General features: G+C 39.0%; 20 protein-coding genes. 6 read left to right on the top strand and 14 right to left on the bottom strand.

Features of this window, described 5'->3' with window-relative positions; all coding sequences use genetic code 11:
- Positions 1 to 104: 104 nt before the first annotated feature.
- A complete protein-coding gene (locus BV902_RS21935; protein WP_216640392.1) occupies positions 105 to 548 on the bottom strand; it encodes a hypothetical protein in 444 nt (147 codons plus the stop codon).
- A 163-nt stretch (positions 549 to 711) separates the two neighbouring features.
- Positions 712 to 1,701, bottom strand: a complete 990-nt coding sequence (locus BV902_RS21930) for a preprotein translocase subunit SecD (RefSeq protein ID WP_157626179.1) — start codon at positions 1,699 to 1,701, stop codon at positions 712 to 714.
- Positions 1,702 to 2,086: 385 nt separating this feature from the next.
- Here BV902_RS21930 and BV902_RS21925 point away from each other — a divergent pair, with 385 nt between their 5' ends.
- From BV902_RS21925 to BV902_RS21915, 3 genes are all read left to right on the top strand, one after another.
- A complete protein-coding gene (locus BV902_RS21925; protein WP_075993774.1) occupies positions 2,087 to 2,461 on the top strand; it encodes a hypothetical protein in 375 nt (124 codons plus the stop codon).
- A gap of 297 nt (positions 2,462 to 2,758) precedes the next feature.
- Positions 2,759 to 3,325 carry an RNA polymerase sigma factor gene (locus tag BV902_RS21920; RefSeq protein WP_075993773.1) on the top strand — a complete coding sequence of 189 codons (567 nt, stop codon included), beginning with the start codon at positions 2,759 to 2,761 and terminating at the stop codon, positions 3,323 to 3,325.
- A 2-nt stretch (positions 3,326 to 3,327) separates the two neighbouring features.
- Positions 3,328 to 4,164 (top strand): anti-sigma factor, encoded by an 837-nt coding sequence (locus BV902_RS21915; RefSeq protein WP_075993772.1) that lies wholly within the window; start codon positions 3,328 to 3,330, stop codon positions 4,162 to 4,164.
- A gap of 69 nt (positions 4,165 to 4,233) precedes the next feature.
- Here BV902_RS21915 and BV902_RS21910 read toward each other — a convergent pair whose 3' ends face one another.
- Positions 4,234 to 5,067: a ferritin-like domain-containing protein gene (locus BV902_RS21910; protein WP_075993771.1), complete on the bottom strand. Its 834-nt coding sequence runs from the start codon at positions 5,065 to 5,067 to the stop codon at positions 4,234 to 4,236.
- A 21-nt stretch (positions 5,068 to 5,088) separates the two neighbouring features.
- A complete protein-coding gene (locus BV902_RS21905; RefSeq protein WP_075993770.1) occupies positions 5,089 to 5,811 on the bottom strand; it encodes a ferritin-like domain-containing protein in 723 nt (240 codons plus the stop codon).
- Positions 5,812 to 6,411: 600 nt separating this feature from the next.
- Here BV902_RS21905 and BV902_RS21895 point away from each other — a divergent pair.
- Together BV902_RS21895 and BV902_RS21890 are read left to right on the top strand one after the other, a co-directional pair.
- The gene (locus tag BV902_RS21895; protein WP_075993768.1) at positions 6,412 to 7,242 is read left to right on the top strand and encodes a GAF domain-containing protein; all 831 of its coding nucleotides are present in this window, start codon (positions 6,412 to 6,414) and stop codon (positions 7,240 to 7,242) included.
- Positions 7,211 to 9,073 (top strand): hybrid sensor histidine kinase/response regulator, encoded by a 1,863-nt coding sequence (locus BV902_RS21890; protein WP_075993767.1) that lies wholly within the window; start codon positions 7,211 to 7,213, stop codon positions 9,071 to 9,073. The genes BV902_RS21895 and BV902_RS21890 overlap by 32 nt, the downstream gene beginning before the upstream one ends.
- A gap of 360 nt (positions 9,074 to 9,433) precedes the next feature.
- Here BV902_RS21890 and BV902_RS21885 read toward each other — a convergent pair whose 3' ends face one another.
- Positions 9,434 to 10,321, bottom strand: coding sequence for an NmrA family NAD(P)-binding protein (locus tag BV902_RS21885; RefSeq protein ID WP_075993766.1), 888 nt, complete (start codon positions 10,319 to 10,321; stop codon positions 9,434 to 9,436).
- Between the two features lie 103 nt (positions 10,322 to 10,424).
- Between BV902_RS21885 and BV902_RS21880 the strand changes: the two genes are divergently transcribed.
- Positions 10,425 to 10,772: a winged helix-turn-helix transcriptional regulator gene (locus BV902_RS21880; RefSeq protein ID WP_075993765.1), complete on the top strand. Its 348-nt coding sequence runs from the start codon at positions 10,425 to 10,427 to the stop codon at positions 10,770 to 10,772.
- A 344-nt stretch (positions 10,773 to 11,116) separates the two neighbouring features.
- Here the strand turns inward: BV902_RS21880 and BV902_RS21875 are convergent, their stop codons facing one another.
- The 9 genes from BV902_RS21875 to BV902_RS21835 all read right to left on the bottom strand — a co-directional run bounded on the left by BV902_RS21875 (position 11,117) and on the right by BV902_RS21835 (position 23,149).
- Positions 11,117 to 13,474, bottom strand: a complete 2,358-nt coding sequence (locus BV902_RS21875; protein WP_075993764.1) for a TonB-dependent receptor domain-containing protein — start codon at positions 13,472 to 13,474, stop codon at positions 11,117 to 11,119.
- 73 nt (positions 13,475 to 13,547) lie between these two features.
- On the bottom strand, positions 13,548 to 14,903 hold the full coding sequence (locus tag BV902_RS21870; RefSeq protein ID WP_075993763.1) for a PepSY-associated TM helix domain-containing protein: 1,356 nt from the start codon (positions 14,901 to 14,903) through the stop codon (positions 13,548 to 13,550).
- Between the two features lie 7 nt (positions 14,904 to 14,910).
- Positions 14,911 to 15,609: a hypothetical protein gene (locus BV902_RS21865; RefSeq protein WP_157626177.1), complete on the bottom strand. Its 699-nt coding sequence runs from the start codon at positions 15,607 to 15,609 to the stop codon at positions 14,911 to 14,913.
- Between the two features lie 121 nt (positions 15,610 to 15,730).
- Complete coding sequence (locus BV902_RS21860; RefSeq protein WP_075993761.1) at positions 15,731 to 16,954, bottom strand: DUF4374 domain-containing protein; 1,224 nt, start codon at positions 16,952 to 16,954, stop codon at positions 15,731 to 15,733.
- Positions 16,955 to 16,977: 23 nt separating this feature from the next.
- On the bottom strand, positions 16,978 to 19,401 hold the full coding sequence (locus BV902_RS21855; protein ID WP_075993760.1) for a TonB-dependent receptor: 2,424 nt from the start codon (positions 19,399 to 19,401) through the stop codon (positions 16,978 to 16,980).
- Between the two features lie 132 nt (positions 19,402 to 19,533).
- Positions 19,534 to 20,736, bottom strand: a complete 1,203-nt coding sequence (locus BV902_RS21850; protein ID WP_075993759.1) for a hypothetical protein — start codon at positions 20,734 to 20,736, stop codon at positions 19,534 to 19,536.
- A gap of 9 nt (positions 20,737 to 20,745) precedes the next feature.
- Positions 20,746 to 21,345 carry a hypothetical protein gene (locus tag BV902_RS21845; protein WP_075993758.1) on the bottom strand — a complete coding sequence of 200 codons (600 nt, stop codon included), beginning with the start codon at positions 21,343 to 21,345 and terminating at the stop codon, positions 20,746 to 20,748.
- 21 nt (positions 21,346 to 21,366) lie between these two features.
- Positions 21,367 to 21,930, bottom strand: coding sequence for an RNA polymerase sigma-70 factor (locus BV902_RS21840; protein ID WP_237241782.1), 564 nt, complete (start codon positions 21,928 to 21,930; stop codon positions 21,367 to 21,369).
- A gap of 139 nt (positions 21,931 to 22,069) precedes the next feature.
- On the bottom strand, positions 22,070 to 23,149 hold the full coding sequence (locus BV902_RS21835) for a fatty acid desaturase (protein WP_237241780.1): 1,080 nt from the start codon (positions 23,147 to 23,149) through the stop codon (positions 22,070 to 22,072).
- Between the last annotated feature and the right edge of the window lie 383 nt (positions 23,150 to 23,532).

Below are 23,532 nucleotides of genomic sequence, written 5' to 3'. Positions count from 1 at the left end.
ATTAAAATACACGTTTCGGTATTTTCAAAACTTGATGACTTGTTTGGATTTGTACTGCCTTTGTCAAAGGGGCGATTGCTACCACATAGTGAACCGCTGTAGGTTTATTTTACAGTTTTTTGTACAATAACAGAGATTTTGTAGTTACCCCGTAGCGTTTGTGTCCCTTGTTCCTTGTTCGGATAAGGGGCGATATCTTGTAATGAAATGGTATATCCGTTGGTATTGGCAGTTCTTTGATAGCCTCTATCCTGTAAATCTATTGTGGCGAGCTTTATAATCGTGGGTTCGGTCGCTTTTTCTGCGATCTCAATTTCTGCTACCGCAACTCCAGACCAAATACAGTTGACGCCTTCAGGGCAACGGCTATCTTCTGAAATACCTTTAAATTTGATCTTGATCGGATATTCTCGCAATGATATACTTTGTCCCTCAGCTAAGGATACACTTTCTGTCTCTTTTCTATTTACAATACTTTCCTTTTGAGTTGCACAACTTGCCAGTGAGCAAATTCCCAGTCCAATAATAATCTTTATATAATTCATCATCTTTGCCGAAATTAAAACTGGTGTATATGTTATCCAGTTATTACTACCAAAATTAAGCCATATTTAAGAGGTCACGCTCGTATTAATCGCCGTTTATGCCACTGTTTGTTACGCTTATTAGTGCTAAAATCCTATTTGAATCATTGCTGTGGCTTTTGGGCAATTATTGCTGTGATCCATTTTCATAATGATATGATTTTTCAGGTTCGTCACAGCTCGTATAGAATAAGCTGGTCTTTGCTAGTTTTGATTTATCGAATCTTTCATCTTGCAGAAAGGACAGACCCTGCCGGATGTACTTATTTAAATACCGATCGTCTTGCTCAGGATTTCCTGCAAAAAAAGCTTCATTGTCTGATGCAAACTTGCTGATATATCTTTCGGTGACAGGATCTAAAATGTACTGTTCGAGGTCAGGGTAAAATATTGTGTAATGTGCATTGCTAAATATTTCTGTGGGGTCGATATAGTTTGACTGATCATAATCCTTCTTCATGGTCAATATTTCGTTCCAATGCTCTTGATTTGAACCGTCTTGATTTTCTCTTAAAAAACCTCTTTCTCCACCATAATTGGAGAGCCTGATGGCTAATTTATTACCTTCAGCCAAATATAGGTATGCGCTGAAATTTTGACGTGCACGTTGGGGCTTGTTATAAGCAGCTATAAAATCATTGAATTTTCCTTCATTGGTATACTGAAAGACTTGATAAGTGCTATCATCTTCCATATACTGATTTTGTACAATAAACTTAAGCGATTGAACCGGTTTGGATTCCTGATGAACAAAAGGGGGGCTGAAACAGTTTGCTTTGTCATTGAAAACCCGATGTGTACTGTCATTATCAAATTGTACATAGGTTTTCCCGCCTTCAAAACCTGCCAAATTGAAACGAGTACTGTCTTTGAAGTTAGCATTGTGACGCCCATACAGTTGAAATAAAGGGGCCTCATCCGGATAGAAAAGCAGGTAATCTTTTTCAAAAACATAGGACCCGAAAACAGATGTAGCATAACCATATAACAGAAATTTGCCATCTTCAAAAAGACAAATTCCGCTATTACCACCATACTGTCCACTGATTGTCTTTGCCTTATCTTTTCCGCTTGGAAAATAGTGCGTGACCTGCTGTGCTTTACTATTTGTTACCATAAGGATAAGACTAATTAAGCCTAGAATTTTTTTAATGAATGACGTGCTTTTACTTTCTTTCCGCATATCTTTTGTTGTTTATCAAATTTAAACCATTGCAACACTGGTTCAATGGTGTTATTTACAATCCGTGCAGGGATTTTACGATTCGCCGAAACCTGCAAGGGGGCAAACTAACGCATATCCTTTCGCTTGGTAAATTAGTGGTTTTATCCGTCGTATTTTCAACCTACATTAACATTTTTTTCCACCTATTAGAACAAAATATACCCCCACTTAGACCGCTGGTTCGAATATCTTTGATTCTCGTCTGATGAACACTTCGCCTACTTTGAATGTTCATGGAAATTTATGACGATTTTATTATAGCCAATAAGATAAATAGATGTCAACACTAACCCGTATAAATGCATATGTGCATCTCAAAAAACATATTCGAATGAATGTAATTGCAGATCTTGATATGAGTATTTTCTATTTTAAGAAAAGACCTTTCATCGTGATGGATTTGTCAAATGAAAAGATATATTTCAATGATAGTGGATTAGAATGGTTGCGTTCAGAAAAACAAATAGAACAGCCCGTTCAATGGACCCGAAGTAAATATCTTCCCTCAAAAAATTGGGTGGGACTAGCTGTTAATAACGAAAGAGATGATTTGATTATCCAGCTAATTGATGAATTTTATCTGGCAACATGTGATATGCTGTTGATAAATCCAATTTCCAAGGGGAATTCTTCTTGTAAATTAAGCTATTAGATAAATTTTAGTAAATCTAACTGTGTATACCAGGTTAGCCGAAAATGAAAACTACAAGCTGATTATCTGGCCTAATTAAGTTAAATTGATCCCGTTCTAGTGGGACTACTAGTGGAATTAAATAACCAAAAACAGGAATTGAGCAATGTAAAACATTAGTAACAAATGCTATCCGCATAAATGCTATGGTATAGTAGGTATTTTAACCTGTTTTATAGGTACTTTAACTTATTTTATTTTAGTTGCTTTTTTTTCTGATTTTTAATATCCATCTTTAGATCATTATAAACGTGAAATTTGAGTCCATTACACAATCTTTCTGAAGAAACATTGATTCTTTTGTTGAAAAAGAAGAATCAGCAGGCTTTTAGTTATCTTTACGATCACTATGCCAATGCGCTCTTTGGTGTGGTTTGTCGTATAGTGGCTTCAACTGAGCATGCGGAAGAAGTCATACAAGACGTATTTGTCAAAATTTGGAGACACATCGATGTTTTCGATGCTGAAAAAGGCCGTCTTTATACCTGGATGATCAACATTGCCCGTAATACAGCCCTCGATCATCGAAAATCAAAAGCGATCGTAAACGAACAGAAAAACCAACCGCTTTCAAATATCGTAAATAGGGAGGAAGAACAAGATCAAAGTCAGGACGAACTACATACGAAAGCAGATTTTATTGGATTCAGAAATATTTTAGATAAATTGAAGCCTGAATGGCGTATCTTGATTGAGATGGCCTACTATGAAGGATATACACAACAAGAAATAGCTGAACAACTTGATGTCCCGCTGGGAACGGTAAAAACTCGTACCAGAGCGGCATTTATACAGTTACAACAATTACTAAAGGAGTATCGTTAATTTTGGATATTAGAGCATACATATCGTCGGGGATTATTGAATCGTACGTTTTGGGGCTGGCTTCTGAAGAGGAAGTGAGCATCTTGAATTGTATTCGAAAAAATAATGTCGAAGTGGAACAAGCCATCATCGAAGCAGAAATTGCACTCGAAGAGTTGGCTGATAGCCAAGCGATGGAGATGCCTATGCAGTTCAAACAAGAGATATGGAATAAACTCATAGCGGAAAATCTTGTGCCAAGCGAAGATCAGGAAGTCAACGAAGTACTCGCGCCCGCTTCGACAGGCGATAGCGAAGTAATTGCTATCGGTGCCGACAAGAAAACGCTCGGTGCTCGGTCTTATACGTGGACGGTTGCAGCGAGTCTATTGTTAGCTGTTAGTATTGGTGCTAATATTTTCTTATATCAACGCAAACAGGATACAGCAAATAAGTTAAATCAGACGACGTCCTTACTTGATGCTGAACAAGAAAAAGTAGCGACATTACAGAACAAATGGGCACTCGTTCAAAACCCAGCGATCAAAACAATCCCTCTTAAGGGCGTAGAAAGTAAACCCGATTACCGTGCCTTGGTATTTTGGGATCAGGCATCAAAGGCAGTTTATCTAAGCATTGAGCACATGCCAGTTGCACCTAAAGGAAAGCAATATCAGTTGTGGGCGATGGTTGACGGTAAACCTGTTAATGCAGGTGTTTTTCCATTGGATTCAAAAGGAGACACGGCAAGTAAGATGCTCGATATTCCCCAAGCTCAGGCTTTTGCCATTACACTGGAAGATGAAGGCGGAAAAGATGCGCCAACGCTCAGTGCATTATGTGTGATGGGGAGTATATAATATATAAAAAAATGCCCTGATGGGATAAACCGATCAGGACACGCTAAAACAGGTAAACTACGTCTTTTGTTAGGATTTTATAAATAAACCTGCAATATTAAGTACAGCTTCTGCAGTTAGAGGTTCGTCGAATGACTGGGTTGCCGCATTGGTCGAAATTTTCCCCGAGGCGCCTGGCAAAGTCGTAATATCCACTCCCGCTTGTGTCACATTATTTTCGCCTGCATATACCGGATCGACAACTGCTCCTATACCACTGTCATTGCCTCCCGTAATCCAAGGTTTTTGATTGGCGGCTCCACCTCCGCGGGCACGGCGCATTTGACGGATATGGGAGGCATGTCTTGCCTCAACCGAATGGATCTGCAGCGCAGCAGTCAGTACAACGCGATTGCCAAGTAAAATTCCCGCCTGGCCTTTATAAGCTCTTACACCAGTATCTTCAAATGCTTGTGCGACAGCTAAAAATGTATCATAGTCACTAAAAACATTGCCAAAAGTGCCACCAGCAGTAAAATCAAAGGTTGGTTTTGAAACAGCTTTACTTCCCAGTACCTGTTTAAGAAAATTCACATGTGCAACTTCATGGTCACGAATGGTGGTTATCGCACCAAGTGGTTTACCTGTGGGGATAAGACCTGCTTTGGCAACACCCATTGTATAATATTCTGCTTCGAGATATTCCAATGTCAAGGCATAGTTGAGTACTCCATTTACATCTGTGGGCGCAGTGGCACCGTAGGCTTTTTTAAAGAGTTCACCTATCATAAAGGGCAGGGCAGCCAAGGTTACTTTTTTACTCATGGAAGCCAAACTTTTGATTGCTTCACGGCGAGGGCTGATACGATCGCTGAATTCAGGATCTACAGCATTTATTTGTTCAAAAACGTTTAAGAGATTCATGATAATCAGATTTTGGGTGAATTAATAGGTTGGTAGGTCACTAACATCAATCTTGGACTTAATAAATGGTGCAGCGGCACTAAGCACCACGCTTGGACTCTTTGCGAGATCAAGACCATTTGAATCCACTACTTCTTGATTGGCAAAACTGCCGTTGTCGATCATATCCCTGACCCAAGCAGCATGTCGTGCTTCAACGGAAACAATCTTACCTGCCAATAGTAAATAATTGACATCTTTGATTAGCCAACCAGCACCATTGTAGGCCGAAACACCAAGGTCTTCAAATGTTTTTGCTGTTGCCAGTACTGTTTCACGGCTACTGAAATTGACGCCAGCTAGGTTAAATTCTAGACTTGAAATGGCTTTTGCACCCAAGGCCACTTTGAAAAACTCACGGTGTGCAATTTCATGATCACGGATATCGGTGAAAAAAGATTTTTCCATATCCGTCATACCGCTATAGGGATTATTGACTAACTGGATGTAGAATGCGGCTTCAAGTTGTTCAAGTGCATAGGCATAATTTAGGATAGCAATGTCGCCGCTGCCAAAATACATGCCCTTGCCGCCGTTATCCATACCATCGTCGTGGTCTTTTTTACAGCTCGACATACCGAGTATGGCTAATGTCGCTGCGCTGGCTCCTGCATATTTTAAAAAGTCTCTTCGTCTGAGATCTCTTTTGTCCATGTCACTATTGGAGTTCAATAGTGTTTCGTTGTGGGAGGTTATCTTTTCCATAACAAAAGTCTTTTAGTTTATAATTTTTTCTCTGTACTTATACCCATTTACGACTTTTGGGAAAGCTTGGATTTCACAAGTTCAATTTTTTTTTAAAATATTTTTTTCGCATTGAAAAACTGATATAATCTTCTCCTTTATGGGCGCCAAAGACAGAACAATCCTAAAAGATTTCGATGATTTCTATTTTCAATCGACTCAGGTATATATTATTCGTTACATTTATTGCATGTTCGTTTCAGATGGCGTGTTATTAGGAAAGGATAACAGTTGGCTTTGGATAATTTTAAGCGCAAAAGGTAGGCGGGAGTGGAGTACTTATTGTTGGTAGACTTTTAATCTAATAGTTTGTTTTTTTATTTAAAACTATTTTAACGTAGCGGTGTTCATGTTTATATTTATCATGCTATTAGCGCTGGTTTTCGATGTTTTACCATAGAATCAGGAGTGTTAATACAAAATATATTTTAGTTGGGCGTGGGAATGATTAAATCAATTGTTGGAAGATTAGTGAAATATTATTTATACGCTAGAGCAAGCTAGATATTAGAACCTATAAAGATTTCGAAGATAAAACTAACAACGAATACAGGCTTTTGTATGAATGCTAAATTGTCGCCTACAAATGAATCGGATCGAATACGCGTGTTGCATGAGTACGAAATTTTAAATACTGCAACAGAGGAAGAATTCGATCGCATTACAAAAATTGCATCGCTTGTATGCGGTACACCTATTTCATTGATCTCGTTGGTGGATAAAGACAGGCAGTGGTTTAAGTCGCGCGTTGGTTTGGAGACTGAAGAAACCAGACGGGATGTATCTTTCTGCCAGTATACCCTGGAAGAAGATCAACTGATGGAAGTTGAAGATGCTGAAAAAGACGAACGTTTCAAATCCAATGAACTCGTTACCCGAGAACCAAATATCCGTTATTATGCTGGTTTACCATTAATCGATCCCAATGGCTATGCCTTAGGTGCGCTATGTGTTATCGATCGTGTTCCAAGGCAACTCGACCAGCATCAAAAAGAAATTCTAACCCTTCTCCGGGATGAAGTTGTTACGCTTATTGTCAACAGAAAGGAGAAAGAAAAATACAAGGAAAGTGAACAAAAGCTGAAAGCATTTTTCGATAATTCTCAAGGGCTTATGTGTACCCATGATCTGAAAGGGAATTTCATCACCGTCAATGATGCTGGAGCCAGGATCTTAGGCTATACGAGAGATGAGATTCAGGTATTATCACTTTTTGATATTGTTCCATCGGAGGGGCACAAAAATTTACAAAACTACCTGGATGCGATTGTTCGGCATGGAACAATCAAAGGAGAAATGCGTACCATGACTCGTTCGGGTGACATGCGTATCTGGATGTTTAACAATATTCTCCAGGCCAGTGAAAAAAAAAATACCTTATGTGATTGGTAATGCAGTAGATATTACAGAAGAACATTTTCTAGAAAAGAAACTTAAGCATGCACAGGCCACATTGATACGGACCGGAAGGGTAGCTAGAATTGGGGGCTGGGAATATACACCTGCTGATGGGAAGATAGTATGGTCCGAAATTACGAGAGAGATTCATGAAGCACCAAAAGACTATGAACCAGACCTGACAACTGCATTACAGTTCTATAAAGCGGGATCAAGTAGAAAAAAAATACAGACTGCAATTGAACACGCACTCGCTACGGGAGAAGCTTGGGATTTGGAACTTGAGATTGTCACCTTCACCGGTCATGAACTATGGATACGTGCCTTGGGAAATGCCGATTTTGAAAATGGTCATTGTGTCCGTTTATACGGTACTTTTCAGGATATTGATAAGCGTAAACGTATCGAAGCAGAGTCTTCCAATTCAAAAAAATTACTTGCAGAAGTGTTGGAAGCAACCTCTGCTGTCGGTATTATTGCGACCGACAATGCTGGTGTAATTACATTGTTTAATACAGGGGCCGAAAACCTCTTGGGATACCGTAGTGAAGAAGTGATTGGTAAATTTGGTCTTGCACACTTTCATCTAGAAGAGGAACTTGTTTTGAGGGCGAAAGAACTGGAGGTCGAATTGGGACATTCAGTAGATAAACTTCGGCTCTTTGTAGATATGGCAGAGCTGCACGGTGCTGAGCAGCGCGAGTGGACCTATTGTCGAAAAGATGGATCTCAATTATATGTTTCCTTAGCAGTTACTCATATTAGGGATATTAACGACAATGTCATCGGTTATCTTGCGATTGCGACAGATATTAGTCGGATTATTCATCAACGCGAGGAGCTGGAAAAGGCAAAATTAGTAGCCGAGCAGGCAAATGCAGCAAAATCACAATTTTTGGCAAATATGAGCCACGAACTTCGTACACCGCTGAATGGCATTGTTGGCTTTACCGATCTATTGCTTGGAACAGCATTGGAGGATACGCAACGGGAATACCTTACGATCGTTGATCAATCCGCTAATTTATTGCTTGGGATCGTAAACGACATTCTAGACTTCTCTAAAATTGAAGCCGGAAAGTTAGAACTGGAAATTGAACAGACCGATCTCCACGACCTGGTTATTCAGTTGACGAACTTTCTTAATCTGCAGATCAAAACCAAAAATCTAGCGTTTTATCTGAATATCGCGGCCGATGTACCACATTACATCTGGGTTGACGCTCTTCGCATCAAGCAAGTATTGATGAATTTATTAAGTAATGCCACAAAATTTACCGAGAAAGGAACCATTGAACTAAGCATTACAGTAGAATCACATGATGCTGACCAGGCTGTTCTGTGCTTTAGTGTCAAAGATACAGGTATAGGGATCAAAGCGGATAAATTGGAGCGGATATTTGATGCGTTTACGCAAGAAGATAACTCGATGACTAAACGTTATGGCGGAACTGGATTAGGATTGACTATATCCAATAAACTGCTTAAAATGATGGATAGTGAATTGAAATTGGAAAGCACTTTTGGTGCTGGCAGCCGTTTCTTTTTCAATATTCAGGTGCGTTCTATCTGGGAAATAAATGAGTGGGAGGAATTGAAAAAAATAAAGAATGTACTCGTTGTTGCCGAGGAAGAATCTGAACGAAATGCTTTGGCTCGGATGTTATCCTTAAAGAATATTGATTGCGTACAGGCAAAAACTGGATTTGAAGTATTACAGATGTTAAAAGGGGGGCGCTGTTTTGACGCTATCTTGATCGACAATCAACTGCCTATTATCAGTGGTATCGAAACAATAAAGAATATTCGCGAAAAAAAAATTTAATAACAATTTTGAGCAGAACATCATTCCCATTTTTAGTGCTGAAGAGCAAGACATAGAACCGCTTTGTCATTCTCTGGCTATAAGTTATTGGTTAATCAAACCTGTTAAGCCTGAAGACCTGTATTCTGTTTTAATAAAGAGTATTTCCGTTTAACTTTAGGCACATGGATAATTTTAATCGTATGATACGAAGGAAGTTCAAGCTTTTCATAGCCTATTCAGAGAGCTGCGCAGGATGTTTAGTTCAATAGATTTAATAGCGATGAGTCCGATTGATTATCGTGCTCATCTCTATTAAATTTAATAAAAAAGGGCCGATCTTATTAGTTATTACAACTTAAAATACCCTTTTTTATTGATCTATAGTTTTTGGAATCGTTTAGCAAAATCAATGGCAAAATGATTTAATTGGATCTTACCATAGATAGGCTGACCCTGAATTTCAAAATCTTGTTGTAATTTTCCTGCACGGATTGCCTGCCCCATCTCTACATAGAGTGATGCAATTTCTGTTGGAAGTCCCGCCTTTAACATACCGTCCAAAGCTTGTTCGTCGGTAAATTCAATCCATGGCAGGTTTGGATTACCAATAGCATCTCCCAATGTGTGGGCAATTTCTGCTCCTGAAACATAATCGCTAACAATATAACGCACGTGATGTCCAACTTCTGAATTTTGGAGCGCATCGGCTGCGGCAGTAGCAATATCTAAAGGATCAACCAATGGAATTTTTAGCTCTGCAGGGAAGTTTGATCCTTCAATACCTGCGTTTTTGATTAATGGAATATCGTTATAAAAATTCGTGTAGAAATATCCGGCACGCAAAAAGGTGATATGAACATCGCGTAGTGTTTTGTATATCTCTTCAATTTGGTGCAAACCGCGAATTGGTCCTGTTCCAGCATCAAAATCAGCACCAACGCTGCTTAACATCACTATTTTTTTTAAGCCAGCCGACTTTATGGCTGTCGCGTAGGCTTTTCCTGCATTTGCGGTATTCTCAACAATATGTTGGCCACCTAAATTGGGAGGAGTCATCAGAAAAGCAGCATCTGCACCTGAAAAACTCGCGGTTAAAAAAGGACCATCTAAGATAGAACCAATAAGCGCTTTAGCGCCCAAATGTTCAATTTCGCTCGCTCTTTCAGGAGAACTGCTGATTACACTTACCTCATGACCTTGTTTGATAAGAATATCGACTAAATGTCTGCCTATATTTCCTAAAGAACCTGTTATTGTAATTTTCATCGTTTAATTTTTTATATGTGATAATACAAAAGTACATTTGTACTTTCTTTTAAGGAAGTACTTACCCTATAGTAAGTGTACTGAACGCAAAAACAAGACAATCATGACAGCAATTAAGGAGACATCGACGATTCAGGAAAACAAAAAAATTGCAGCGGAATTATGCCCTGTAACTTTCACAATGGATAAGATCGGCGGATATTGGAAACCAATTATTATCTATCATCTGTCTACGGATTGTAAGAGATATAGTGAACTTAAAAAATGTATCCCTGCAATTACAGAAAAAATGCTCATTCAGAGTTTAAAACAATTGGAAGCGGATGGATTGATCTTAAGGGAGGCAAAACCCGTTGTTCCGCCTTTTGTGATCTACCGATTAAGTCCGGCAGGGGTAGGTTTATTTCCTGTTATTCAGGCAATGGCCAATTGGGCACTTGAAAATCAATAATCATTTACCGTTTTCCTATCGCTATTAAAGATAAGATTGTTTGACAAATGCAGATGCTTTTCGCCAGGATATAGGTTTAATATAATGTGATTTTTGTAATGTGTTTCCATTTTTCAGGTTTTATTATTTCCCGGCTTGGAAGATACAAGGTAGACCGGTGGCAATGGCGAATACCGATGAAGGTCTCCTAGACCCTACAAGCTAATTTTTAGGAACAAAAAACGCTTGAATCGGGGAAATTCAAGCGTTTTAACTAACCAATTATAAACCTAAATTATGAATTTATAGTATTACATTTTTTATGCCAGTCTACTTAATATGACAAAATTGCAGGTCCACCTTCTTTAGTCTCCAAATCGGTAGCTCAGCGACAATAAGACTTTTCTGTTGTCCGGAAAGTCAGCATAAAATACCTTAAGGTCTCCATATTCACTAACCAACTGCGGGTTCGCATTTCTGAGCAGACCATTTGCGGTCAGTTTGATCATGCCGCGATCTCCAAACATTTTTTTCTCCGCGGCGACATCTATACCATACCTTTTATCGGTTCGGGAAGGTCCAGTAGTAATTCCCGATCGATAATAAAATGCAATTTCGCTGCGAAATCCATATTTAAATTGCAGCGTATGCCGGCTGTTCGCTGTCCAGCTTGAGCCTTTAGAATCTAGGTTTACATTTCCAATTTCTCCGGAATAGTTGTTGTAAAATGCATTGATATAGTGACTTGCTGTCCACCATGACCGTAATGTTTGGTTATACATTACACTTGCGCTGTAGTTCATATAGCGTCCAATGTTCTCTGGTCTCGACAAGTTTTCACCAACTTTATCGCCTTGGCGGATAATCCAGTTGATCATGTCACGTCCATATGAAATACCTACTGTGGTGAACAATTTGTTCCTATAACCGTGACCAATTTCCGTAATATAGCTTTTCTCGGGTTTCAGGTCAGGATTTCCTTCATTGTAGCTATAGGCATCTTCGTAAATTCGAAATACGTTGATGTCATGATCACCCGGTCTTTCAATACGGCTGCTAAAGGATGTTCTTAGTGTATTTTTCTCATTTAGATGATATAGCAATGATCCACTTGGAAACAGATCAAAATAGCGCTGGTCATTTTTTTTGTCCAACGTGACCTGATTGGCATTTATAAATGTATATTCTCCCCGCAGGCCAGCCTGATATTCTATTCGTTTGTATTTGCCAGAGTAGATGGCATATAACGCTTCGATATGCTGCGTGTATTGAAAGCGATTGGAGGTAGCATTGTCCTGTATCCATTTGCCATTATCCAATAGCGTATTTATGACATCGTTGTTGATAAAAAAATACGTTCCTTTCCAGCCGAGCTCAATTTTGCTTGAATCTGTTAACGGTTTACTGTAGTCAAGTCTTCCGGAATAGGTCGTATTACTCAAGTCCTGAATATTTGTCCTCCCTGTTGAAGATTGCGTGTTTGTTTGCAAATTAAACTGATCGGTTTCAAACCGGTTATTATAATCGTTTCCGTGTGGAGCAAAGTCAAAGTTGAATTTTAAAAAGTGATCTTCTCCTTCGTATTTATTAATATAATTGATATTAAATGTCCAGTTTTTAAACGACTCGTCAAAACGGTTGTTACTGATTGCATGCGCTGTCTGAATATTGGCTGGATAATCCCAGGTATCCATCTCGATAGATGCATAGGGTTTATAATTGCCCGTCATCCAGTGTACACTTCCATCCAAAACTCCACCATCCGAAAATTCATATTTTGCCCCAGCACGAACACTATGAAAACTGGCATCATCTAATTTCTTACGTTCGTGTTGTCTCTGAAAGGAGGTTAAATTACCCTGGTTAAAAAAACTTCTTTCTGTAAGATTATGGCTATTACCCCGATCATAGCTCTTATTTCCCTGCAAGTACATATCTAGCCCATTCACCTTGTAGTGTAATCCACCGCCCAAACCACCATAAAATTGTCGGCCCTGTCCAGCTCGAATGAAGGCATCACCCCCAAAGCCGGCCTTTGCATTTCGCTTGGTCACAATATTAATTATGCCGGCAGTTCCCGCGGCATCTTCACGTGCCGAAGGGTTACTGATCAGTTCAAGTTTGGAGACTTCGGATGCTTGCAGTCCGCGTAAAATACTGGCAAGCTGTTCACCGGACACATACATATCACGTCCATTAATGCGTACGTTAGCACCTGCGCGACCCTGAATTGAAAAGTTTCCTTTCCCATCCGAAACAAGACCCGGTGTTTTCTCCAATAATTCGAGGACATTGTTGCCTTCAGCTAATACACTTCCTTCGACATCAACTACCATTTTATCGGCATACTGACGTACACTAGCTTGCTTTCCAATAACATGTACGGTTTCCATCAGATGTTCAACTGGTTGTAAAAAAATGGGGGGCGCTGTGTGTTCGGTTCCAGCTAACTGGTATGCTCGACTATGTACTGTTGTGTAGCCGATTGAACTATAGCGTATAAGATAATTTCCATTTTTAGGCGCATGTAGTAGAAATGAGCCATCCTTAGCTGCATCTGCCTGCATGATCAGGGAAGAATCAGCTAAGTGTAAAAGACTGGCTGTGGCACCTTTGATTGGATGCCCGTCTTTGTCAAATATTTTTCCAGATAACTTTGTTTGCGCGACAAGTCCAGTGGCAGCGCCTGAAAGTAATATAGATAATAATGTAGATTTCGTCATAATAATCGTGTCCCTTGTACTCTTCGAGAAAGAACCGGTTTAAGCATAAATTAAATAGTAGTGGTTCGAAAACCTAAAGGTTTGTGGATTTTGGAAGGAAACGAACCGGTGGTTTTCGTATTGTTGTTTGTATGTTCGTATTTGATACGTCCATTTCTTCCCCGCTATGCAATTCCCTGCCCAATTTATTGCTGCCTTTTTTCTTTCCCCATTTGCGATTGTACCATATAATGAAGCCTGTAATAGGAAGCGTACCTGCTATAAAGGTGAGTACAAAAGCCAGCATTTTTGTGGGGAATCCCCAAATTGACCCCACATGAATATCGTAATTGAGTCTTCTGAATTTTTCACCTGCACTTAATTCGGCAAAATCCTTGTTGAATAAAGAAATGTTATTGGGTAGAAATGCCCCGGTATACTGATCGAATGAATAATAGCGATTGTTATACTGTCGATCCATGTCATTGCGAATATAGACCGAAATCGTAGCGTCCTTTTTTTCCTTGTCTGGATAGGTGATTGTCAAGTAGTGTGGATCTTTATATTGGGTTAAAATCGTCTCAATCTCGCGATCGAAAGCTGTCGAAAAAAGGGCTATTTGACCAATTTTTGTAGAATCCGATTGGACAGAAGTTCTTTCGGCTAGTGGCGTTCCCCAGTTTGTTGACCAATACAAGGCTCTGTTAAACCACTCGATACCATAATACATTCCAGTTATGGCCAATAATAGAATCAAAATAAAAGAATAAAAGCCAACCACATTATGCAGATCCAAATTAATTCTTTTCCAACCAGCTTTCCATTTGATCCGAAAGCTTTTTTCCCGAGTTGATTTTGTCCATTTTTTTGGATACCACCAGACCAATCCTGTGATTAAAGTAATACTAAAGACCAAGGTTGCATAGTTTACAATGGGGCGACCAATTTCTCTGGGAAGCCACAGAAAACGGTGTCCACTCAGCGTCCATGCAAAAAAGCTGTTCAATTTTTCTCTTAACTGCGCTTCCTTGGAATTGTCTTCTGTTTGCAAACCTAGATATTGGCCTGTATATGGGTGTAATAGATGCACCTGTGCGTTTGCTTTTGAATTAGCTTCTCTGCCTTTGTCCTCTTGTTCCTTTTTTTTGAGGGTAAAGGAAATGGGGTGATCCCGGGTATAGGTAATGCCCCTTATTACAGCATTAGGATAGAGTGAGTCTGCTATTCCGACAATCCTTGAGGGCGAAATCAAGGACTGGCTGGAAGCAAGGATATATTGCCTTTCTTTTTTCGGAATAACAAGATCGATAATCTCATGGTTAAAAACCCAAAGGCAGGCCATCAGGCAGATCACAAATACAATACTACCTGAAATTAATCCCAGCCAAAGGTGCAACCAATTATTGATCTGCCTGAACAGCGAATTATTTTTCTTCTTTCTTACGGCCATGTCCACATTAGTTTACGGCAAAGCTCATTGAGCTTGCGCGGCTATACTCTTCAAAGTCTTGTCCTGTAGCTTTTTCCCTTTTCGATACTTCCGCAAAGTATTTACCAGTCCATTCTGGCGTGAATTTGATTATACCCTGGTCATTTGTCTGCAGCCATTTAATCCATCCGCTGGGTGCAATGATCTGAACAGCTGTATTTGCTGCAGGTTTACCTTTTTCGAATAAAGTCAACGACAGCTCTTTTTTATTTTTAGAAACTATGTTGTTCGTAAAGACAAACAATTCATTGTCGATATGGGCTGCTGTATTTCCAATAATGGAATTTCCGACTTGGATTGTCGCTATCGCATTAATCTGATACTGTGTTTTGGCCCCTTCTTTCCGATCTGTATCTTTTTTTAGGGAAATGTGGTATACGCCCTCTTGGTCAGGAATGAATGAGGCCGATAGATGATTATCTTGTGCGGCAGTCGTTAACGATGAGGTGCTTCCATCAGGTTTAATTAATGTCAACGTAATCTGCGTACCATCTTTATACCACCACCATTTTGAGATAAGTTCATGTTCATCGGGTTCACCATAAACGACCTTTACCGTATGGAGCTTTCCTTTGGTTCCTTTCAGCGAAGTTTCAATAAAGACAGCATGTGCCGAAGCTGACAGCACAATAAAAAATGTGAAGAGGTTAATGAGTATTGTTTTCATTTGATTTAAACTAGGAGTTATATTTTTAGAAATACCTAGATTCGATTTTGCACGTTTCATCATCGAGTACTCGAGTTTTGAAGGTGTCATCGACTAGGTATTTCCTAAACTAAGTGGCGTTTTATTTAAGCTTGTTCAAGTGATAAACCTGTGTAATTCCTGGATCGATCTCGGCACCGCGTTTTACCGAATTTTTTGTTGGATCGTATTCATAAACATACCATTTAGACTCATCTGTCTTGAATACATCGTACAATTTGCCATTTTCCATAAAGTTCATCGTTGTTTTAGATTCTCCACCACCAACTAAAATCCGAAGATCTGCAACAATCTTTTTATTTGCCGGATCGACCACAAATGGACTAATGTAAACCTTGCCATCACCTAGTTTTTGAACTTGTGAAATGTTGTTGCTGAAAACGTTGTAGTCTTTCAAGTCGAAGAAATAATCTGGATCGAACGTAGTTTGGCCAGCCTTGATACGCAGTAAACCATAGGTAGCAGCATCAGTCTTTTTCGTCACGATGTATAGATCATTATTGTCGTCTGTAAAAGTAAGTGTCTGTACTTCCCAGTGTCCTGCAGCGAATCCTCCTCTGGCATCTTTTATAATTTTCCCATTCGCTAAACTCGGATAATCACACACATACATGTAGGCCGTGTCGATGATATCTTTACGAGTTTCATTGCTTCTGTATTTGTGTCCGACAAATAATTTGTCGCCTCTTTGTGTGAAGCTCGTCGGTACGATATATGGATTATGATCTTTTCCTTCCGGAGTTTTGGGGTTAAAAGTGATCATTGGAATTTCTATACCAATTGTTTTATTGATTGTCATATTGTTGATATTCATAAAATAAATCGGTTGTTCCAGTACATTCTTCACTTTATTGGTCGTACCAGCTGTTTTAGTCATGACCATTTCATCTTTTGTGCTAATATCTTTTAGTACTTTTCCCAGATAGAAATTTCCAGGGAAAGCGTAATTGTTCGTTTCTTTCCAAGATTTACTATTGACTACTTCAAATTGACTAAATCTTGTTCCATCATTTGACAGGTAATATTTACCTTCATAGGCATAAGCGTAAATGGCATAGAATGCTGCTGGTAGGTGAGAGGTAATATCGATTCCTTGATTGTTGTTCGGAGTGAGCAGGGTATCTTTCATTAAATTATTTGCGGTAAGCAGGTAAGATGAACCGGCTGCGGTCGTCACCCATACACTATATAAGCTATTTGAAGTCGGTGTAGTTTCATCAGGTGAAGTGGTGTCAGGTGATTTCTTGCAGGAAGAAAATAACACAGTCGCAGCAAATATTGCGATGGCGAATTTATTGATTTTCATAAAAATATATATTTATTTGTTTTTTACATAATGGATAATCTCAGCTTGACGTAGAATGCACGTCCAGGTCGTTGCAGTCGAAAATTGTCGTATGCTCTTTCATCTGTTAAATTTCTAGCCTCAAAGGATACATTGTATTTGTTCCGGTCCCAAGCGTAACTAAGTACCGCAGAATGGATATTTTGGGAAGGGATGAGATCTTTGGATTCAAGTGATCCCAAGTATGATTCTGTCAGATAAAACCAGTGCGTGTATTGATATAAGTAGGAGAGTTGCACTCTGCTTCCTTGCTGAAACCAGTTATTCTGGATCAGGCTTATATCAGCGTTTCCATAGATCCAAGGGCGATTAATGAGTTGTTTGCCATAAGTGAGGCTAATTTGTTTATTGTCTGAATCGTCTGTGTATTTTTTGTTGTAAGTAGCTTTATCGTAAGAACCATTCAGGGTAACTGCTAAAAGATCTTTAAAGCCATATTTGACTTCGGCCTCAAAGCCGTAGAGCTTTACTCCAGGTTCGTTATAGCTTTGAAAATAGGCATTTCCATTCTGCATGACCGCACGGCTGGTTATATAGTTATCTGCCAAGCGATAGAAACCTGTTAAATCGACATTCAGAAAGTGATTTTGATTAATATACGTATTGTAGTAAAACCCAGTGTTGATATTGTCACTCCGTTCGGGCTTTAAATCCCAGTTGGATGTTGTATTGATACCGTCACCATAAAGAGCCGTCATAGAAGGTAAGTTGTATGCTCTTTCATAAGATAGTTTCCAACCGCCATCCTTGGTTATCCTATACCGTGAGGCTAAACTCATGCTGTAGTAATTCCCTTGCTTTTTTTGACTGATTATCCCACCGCTGATCAAATTGTTGTTTGCATCAAAGGTGCGTTCGTCAATATCTTTTGAGGCATTCATGCGGTAATATTTTACGGCTAAAACATTTGATAGGCGCTTGTCAAACCATTGGTTTTGCCATGACAAACCCAAAATATGTCGGCCCAAGTAGGATGGCAAACCAGACCGGTCATAATTGCCAATCAGTTCATATTGTTTCTGATCGTTGCTATTGAAATTGTAATTGAAATTTAAACTCTGATTACGCGCTTCATCAAAGTCATAGTTTAGATTTACGCGCGCGAGATAATTTGACAAATTATACTTTGTATCTTTTTGGGGATTCGGGGTTGTGGCATTGTAATTCGAGATCCAGTTTCCAGACCAATCGTAATTGTACATAGCTGTATCCCGCACGTAGCGGGTATCGTAGCTATAGCTTGTAAAAATATCTGCGTATAGGCGATTGACCAGAAAATTGCTTTTTTTGTAGCTCAGGGTTGGCATCAGATATTTGCTTTCAGACCATGCTCCGCCAAACACTTTGCTAAGTGAGGCCCCAAGCTGGTTTTCTTTGTGATTTTGTGAATAGGTCAGACCTGCATAGAACTGATCAGCCCAGGATACGTCGCGAAAACCGACCTCCAATTGTCCCATGGCTGAAGTGTAAGCATCGTTAAAACGCTTGGCTTTGGGGATCGTGACATACTTGTTGTCGACAGTGTTCTCGATAAGAACGTTGTACTTTTCGTTAGTATACATGTTATAATCATTGTCGGAATGATTGTAAAATGCATTCATCCGGAAGGAAAGTTTGTTTTTGGGATTGGTAAATGTGCCGACTACGGCTGCCTGATGTGTATTGAATGAGCCGTAGGAATAACTCAGATCCAGATAAGGTCTTGCTCGGCGCTTTGTAATAATATTGACAGCACCCCCGAGCGCATCGGAACCCAAAAAAGCAGGAACAACACCTTTGTAAACTTCGACCCGATCAATCAGATTGACAGGAATATTATTTAAGGACATCGATGACCCAAAGTTTTCCATGGGAACACCGTCAATATAGATTTTTGCATCGAGCCCGTTGATACGGAATACAAAGTTGGAGCCTAATCCACCATCTTCACGAATAGTAACTCCTGTGGCGCGCTTTAAAACCTGTGTTAAATTGGCAGCTTCGTTGGCATGTTTATTCATGTCAATGACACTGACATTAAAGCCCGATCGCTTTATTTCCGCTACTTTCTGCTCATTTTCAGTTTTCCTATGTGCTGTTACGGTTACCTCGTCGATATAATTGCGATCCTCGATAAGTTGAAAGTCCTGAATATTTTTCCCGTTTAGAGGTCGCTCTTCGTAGTTATATCCCACCGCAGTGACACGTATGATGGCCTTGTTCGGGATATTCGTATGTAGCTTATAATATCCATCTACATCGGATGAGGTACCATTGACCTGATCTTTTAGAAGTATTGTTGCACCTGGGATTGGTCTTCCAAAATTATCTTTGACAAAACCTGAAATAACGTTCTTTTGGGAGGTCTGGGCCTGTGTAAATACGGTAAAAATTAATAAGAGTAAAAAAGTAGATGTTGACTTCAACATTTTTATTTAGATTAAGTATATACAAGAGAGTTGCCTATACCGATCACTTACCGAATGTTGATTTCAGCTATTTTTTTTGAAAAATATGCAAATAGTTGATTATGAGCTTTGTTTTTTTTGAAGAACTATAGATTATTTTTTCAAATAATCCATGCGTACAATAAAGTTTGTACTATTGGGGAGTTGGATCCCCTTGGAGATTTCTTTTGTCTGCAAATTATACTTCCATACACGATGCTCATCATTTGCATCATCTATCGCTATATAAACATCCTTTTTGTCACTCCAGACATTCTCTTTTTGGGTACCTTTATCCAATGGGAGCGGAATTCTTTCGATGGAACCAGATTTTAAATCCACCAGTCTATATTCGAACTGATAAACTGCGTGATAATTGGAAAAATCGGTGTATAAATTCTTCTGTTCATTGCGAACAATCGCCTTTCCGTTGCCCACATACCAGATCCCGTATGCATGATTACCAATTGCCTTGGAAATATTGATCATAAAGTGCTGATCGACGAGCTGCTGCCCTTTCTTCTTTCTAAAAATTGCTGTTGGAAGCCTTAAATTATTGCCCAGCGCTATGCCAGGATTGGTCATGAAATAATAGTCCCCTAATTCGTCTTTAAAACTATAGGATTGTATGATGTTGAAGCCACCGGGATAGGTCGAACGAGTTTCTTTCTGAATTTGTTGCAATGTAAAGCTAGGATAGTTTATTGTGGCGTAATAGGTCGTATCAGATGTGGTATGTCCATATTTCCCGCGTGATTTGAAGAAGGAATAAGCCAGCCAAAGGTTATTGTTTTCAATATCAACAAGCCCGAGGTGTAGTGCGTTATATTCTTTTGTTGCAAAGGGAAGTGTGATGGTATCTTCCTTAATAATTTTCATCTCTGCAACATTAATCTGATAGAGTCGAGCCTGGGCTTTTTTTGCAATAAGATCCTCTCGACATAGCGCAATTAAATTGTTGTCATCCTTCCAGGTGATGGTTTCAAAGTCGCGATTTTTTAATTGTATACTGTCAATAAGGACCAAGGACGCCCCCTGTAATCGATGTTTTGTAAATACACTGGTTTGGCTTGACAACCGATAAAAGAAGCCATTTTTATAGATATATTCCCGTTCCTGAATTCGTGAGCTGGACAAAGGAATTTGTAAAGTCGGTTGTCGGGTATCCTCCAAACTTTCGGAGAAAAACAAACTGGTTGGGCTTTCATCTTTGTTGAACAGACAAAAAACAAAATCAGGATCTATGTTTTTGTTGGAAATTTGTTTACAAGAAAAAATAAAAGTTGCAAGGAAAGACAACAATACTAATCGCTTCATGTTTGCCTATTAAATGCTTTGAAATTGTTCTCTAATTTTAATCTGCATATTGGACGGGAGGAATGCCAAATCACTTTTTTGAAAAGCAACGATTTTACCAAAATCCGGAGAATCAGAAACAAAGTATTCTCGCCCGGCCTTAAATACAAGAACATTATGGTTGCTATCCACAAGCTCAAAGTCCCGTTTAGGTGTGATCATAAAGTCTCCGCTGAAGGTTAGTTTTTTATTGACCAGATCAATATTGGCCGTGCTATTTTTACTTAACTGTAAATCATAATGATCTTCGGTAAAGAGCTTGCTATTCTCAATTGATGTATTGGTAAAGGTATGATTATCCAGAGCAGGGGGAGATAGATAGAAAACAGAAAAACCGATTACAAGAACTGCGGCGGCGGCAGTAATTTTGGCCCAAAGGAATTTTCTATATCGATATACATCGGCATTAATTTTATTCCACATGTCAGATCCAACTAGTTCATCGACATGGTTATTTTCCGCAATACTATCCCATGAATTATTATCCAACCATTTTTCAACCGCATGCTTTTCAGCTTCAGAGCATTCACCTGAAGCATATTTTTTAAGTATTTCTTGGTTGATTTCCATCTTTTGATAATCCACGTATATTCAAAAGTACAAAAAAGTAATTAATAGGAATCTCGCAATATTGATATTGCAATACTTTTTAAGTCTTATTTTGATAACTGACAATGCTTTACTGATATGATATTCGACTGCTCGCTCTGAAATAAGTAGATTTGTTGCAATCTCTTTGTTAGTTAACCCTTCGTCGCGACTCAGTTTATAGACATTTTTGCATTGTTTGGGTAAAGAATCAACAGCTTGATCCAAGTGATTTTTGAGTTCTTTGTAATAAATATAATTGTCTTCGTAAGATGCTGCTTTGCTATTTAAGATCAGCTCATGATGTCTCTCTTTATTTCCTTTATTCCGAAGAAATTCTAGTGATTTTAATTTAACCGAACGCAATAGATAACGCTCCGCATCCTGAAGTTCTAGCTGATATCTTCTTTCCCACAGAGATTTGAAGACATCTTGAACAATTTCTTTTGCATCATCTTCATTGTCTACACTTTTAAGCGCAAATGAAAACATTCTCTTCCAATACAGTTGAAAGAACTCTTCAAATTGTTGTTTGTTGATCTCTATTTTACGTACGGAGGTTTTCAAAGCACCCAAATATACACTCTATTTAGACTTGTTCCAAATAAAATGCGGTAATCTAATATCGCGCTACGTTGACTTAGTTGCTCTCGTGCTATCCAGCTGAAGCCGGTAACAGGTTAAAACTATAATTAAGAGCGATTGATTATTCCTTAGATTTTAGGTAGGGGATACGATATTGTTCGTCAAATCTTTTCTTGTCATCCCGATAACTACTGACTGCGCCGAGTTTATGCATCATTTTGATATAACACCAAGCGAGGTCAATCTGATAAGGTTTAAAACCACTCCGCGCACTCTTAGGATATAAATGATGGTTGTTGTGCCATTCACCGGCTACAATGCCGGGCCATAACTGATTTATTGATTTGTCTTTCTCATTGAAATCAATACCTTCACGTTGCTTGTCTTCACCTTTTGCATGGCCTTCATAGTTGAATGTCCGTACACCGATTGCCCAGAAACCGGCCGCGCCAAAGAGTGTACAGGCAAGCGCGTGGCCACCGATCAAATAGAAAATGGCATACCAAAAAGCCCAGTTTAGTATCCAGGATCCGATAGCATGAGAAGGATTTACGTACGACCCCCATTTTCGATATTGTGCATAACTATTGGCGGTTACACCTGTATGTCGCATCAGTAATTTGACACGGTTATATGAATTTTCCGTAAGGTCCTTAGCAATAGGCTGATGATTTACATCGGCTAAAAAACAGTATAGAAAACCAGCCTGGGCATTATAAGGGTCACCAGGGGTGTCAGATTTTGCGTGATGAACATGATGTGAAATCACATATATTTCTTCTGGAATTACATTAATAGTCAGATTCTGTGTGAAAAAACGCCAGAATCCGTTCCGGAATTTAAATGCGCCGTGTGTTGCAAATCGATGGTGCCATATCGTACCATGGGTTCCCATTACAATCATACTGTAGATAAATGCTGCCAAGACAGTCCACCAACTGAAGTGGTACACCAAAAAGATGAAAAAAAAGGGGATGAGGCAAGCTACTTTTAGCCAGCTAAAAAAGGGTAACCAATTTCTTTTATCTTTAAAAATATTGAGGCGTTTGAAGAATTCGCTGAAAATTTCTTTTTTGCTTGGCTTTACGAGGTTTCCATCGTTGTCTTTCCATCCGTAGGTAGGAACTTGCAGAACATGGTCTAAAAAGGGCATTTGTGGTTGATGTAAATTATAATATTTGCTAAAGCTACCATTTAACATCGTTAAAAAGTGTTAATACGAAAAGTTTAACATATCCTTAAGATGTATCAGGCTATTTGGAAAAATAAAATACTGTAGGGAAAGCGAATCCCATACGCGGTAAGTTTAATCTTATATAGTTTTCGATATTCATTCATACAATCGACGTTTTTTCCTCGGAGCTTAGTCGCTATTTATTCGCTCTGAACCGAAGAAGCACCGAAGAAGTTCCGAACAAGCACCGAACAAGCACCGAGTAATCTCCGAAGATAATAGCTATTCATTAGCTCTGTCTTATACTGAAATAGGTTTACATTTACCGAACAGATTACTATATAGATTTTACATCCTATTTTTTCTACTGGATTTGGTTGTCATTGTCCGTTTTCTGACTGTTATCGGTT

It is taken from the genome of Sphingobacterium sp. B29 (assembly GCF_001952815.1).
GTDB lineage: Bacteria > Bacteroidota > Bacteroidia > Sphingobacteriales > Sphingobacteriaceae > Sphingobacterium > Sphingobacterium siyangense.
The sequence above is the reverse complement of the archived record's forward strand: the minus strand, read 5'-3'. Positions and strand labels throughout refer to the sequence as shown.

Coding starts and splice junctions, on each gene's coding strand:
- BV902_RS21880 (WP_075993765.1), top strand. CDS start 10,425: ATGACAGCAATTAAGGAGACATCGACGATTCAGGAAAACAAAAAAATT.
- BV902_RS21855 (WP_075993760.1), bottom strand. CDS start 19,401: ATGTTGAAGTCAACATCTACTTTTTTACTCTTATTAATTTTTACCGTA.
- BV902_RS21845 (WP_075993758.1), bottom strand. CDS start 21,345: ATGGAAATCAACCAAGAAATACTTAAAAAATATGCTTCAGGTGAATGC.
- BV902_RS21905 (WP_075993770.1), bottom strand. CDS start 5,811: ATGGAAAAGATAACCTCCCACAACGAAACACTATTGAACTCCAATAGT.
- BV902_RS21860 (WP_075993761.1), bottom strand. CDS start 16,954: ATGAAAATCAATAAATTCGCCATCGCAATATTTGCTGCGACTGTGTTA.
- BV902_RS21935 (WP_216640392.1), bottom strand. CDS start 548: ATGATGAATTATATAAAGATTATTATTGGACTGGGAATTTGCTCACTG.
- BV902_RS21835 (WP_237241780.1), bottom strand. CDS start 23,149: ATGTTAAATGGTAGCTTTAGCAAATATTATAATTTACATCAACCACAA.
- BV902_RS21895 (WP_075993768.1), top strand. CDS start 6,412: ATGAATGCTAAATTGTCGCCTACAAATGAATCGGATCGAATACGCGTG.
- BV902_RS21925 (WP_075993774.1), top strand. CDS start 2,087: ATGTCAACACTAACCCGTATAAATGCATATGTGCATCTCAAAAAACAT.
- BV902_RS21875 (WP_075993764.1), bottom strand. CDS start 13,474: ATGACGAAATCTACATTATTATCTATATTACTTTCAGGCGCTGCCACT.
- BV902_RS21885 (WP_075993766.1), bottom strand. CDS start 10,321: ATGAAAATTACAATAACAGGTTCTTTAGGAAATATAGGCAGACATTTA.
- BV902_RS21850 (WP_075993759.1), bottom strand. CDS start 20,736: ATGAAGCGATTAGTATTGTTGTCTTTCCTTGCAACTTTTATTTTTTCT.
- BV902_RS21865 (WP_157626177.1), bottom strand. CDS start 15,609: ATGAAAACAATACTCATTAACCTCTTCACATTTTTTATTGTGCTGTCA.
- BV902_RS21930 (WP_157626179.1), bottom strand. CDS start 1,701: ATGGTAACAAATAGTAAAGCACAGCAGGTCACGCACTATTTTCCAAGC.
- BV902_RS21870 (WP_075993763.1), bottom strand. CDS start 14,903: ATGGCCGTAAGAAAGAAGAAAAATAATTCGCTGTTCAGGCAGATCAAT.
- BV902_RS21910 (WP_075993771.1), bottom strand. CDS start 5,067: ATGAATCTCTTAAACGTTTTTGAACAAATAAATGCTGTAGATCCTGAA.